Origin of the sequence: Oceanimonas marisflavi (genome assembly GCF_003049725.1) — a bacterium.
GTDB lineage: Bacteria > Pseudomonadota > Gammaproteobacteria > Enterobacterales > Aeromonadaceae > Oceanimonas > Oceanimonas marisflavi.
The window spans coordinates 1-847 of sequence record NZ_QAGM01000059.1 but is presented as its reverse complement, the minus strand read 5'-3'; the positions used below and the strand labels follow the sequence as shown (position 1 = coordinate 847).

Annotated in this window: 2 tRNA genes and 2 rRNA genes; all 4 read left to right on the top strand. The window is 48.6% G+C overall.

Annotated elements, in window-relative coordinates:
• Nucleotides 1-120: ribosomal RNA gene (locus DA373_RS16030) — 16S ribosomal RNA — on the top strand; the annotation flags it as partial.
• 106 nt (nucleotides 121-226) lie between these two features.
• Nucleotides 227-303: transfer RNA gene (locus DA373_RS16025), tRNA-Ile, on the top strand.
• A gap of 109 nt (nucleotides 304-412) precedes the next feature.
• A tRNA-Ala gene (locus DA373_RS16020) sits at nucleotides 413-488 on the top strand.
• Nucleotides 489-732: 244 nt separating this feature from the next.
• Nucleotides 733-847, top strand: a 23S ribosomal RNA gene (locus DA373_RS16015); the annotation flags it as partial.

Below are 847 nucleotides of genomic sequence, written 5' to 3'. Positions count from 1 at the left end.
GTTGCTCCAGAAGTAGATAGCTTAACCTTCGGGAGGGCGTTTACCACGGAGTGATTCATGACTGGGGTGAAGTCGTAACAAGGTAACCCTAGGGGAACCTGGGGTTGGATCACCTCCTTACCTTAATTCTCAGCGCCTGCTGAGTGTTCACACAGTTTGCTTGATATGAAAGAGTGACGATTGGCCTTGTGCTAATGCATTAAGGCCAATGGTAGGTCTAAGTTTCGGGTCTGTAGCTCAGTTGGTTAGAGCGCACCCCTGATAAGGGTGAGGTCGGTAGTTCAAATCTACTCAGACCCACCAAATTCTTCCCATGCTGCGTTGAAGCAACGCTCGTTTAGTGAACTAAACGTCGCGTCTCTTCGCCTTGCCTGAGAAGTATTTGGTAAACAAGACTAAAGGTCGGCTAAATGGGGCTATAGCTCAGCTGGGAGAGCGCCTGCTTTGCACGCAGGAGGTCAGCGGTTCGATCCCGCTTAGCTCCACCATTCAGTCATCGTCATAAGCTGTAAGCTTTACGTTTTAAGGGTCTTGTCTTAAAGCTGAAATCTTAGAGCTTAACACACTCTGTTCTTTAACAATTCGGAAAAAGCTGATGAATAAAAGTAGTTCTTGATACTGCAAGTGTCTTGGAACTTCTTGGCGAAATGTGTTGTAAGCATCAGTCACACGATGCGTACCGCCTTCATGAGTGTACCGGTCTTCGGACTGACACACTTCTTGGGGTTGTATGGTTAAGTGACTAAGCGTGCACGGTGGATGCCTTGGCAGTCAGAGGCGATGAAGGACGTGCTAACCTGCGTTAAGCACGGGTGAGCTGGTAAGAAGCGCTTGAGCCCGTGATGTC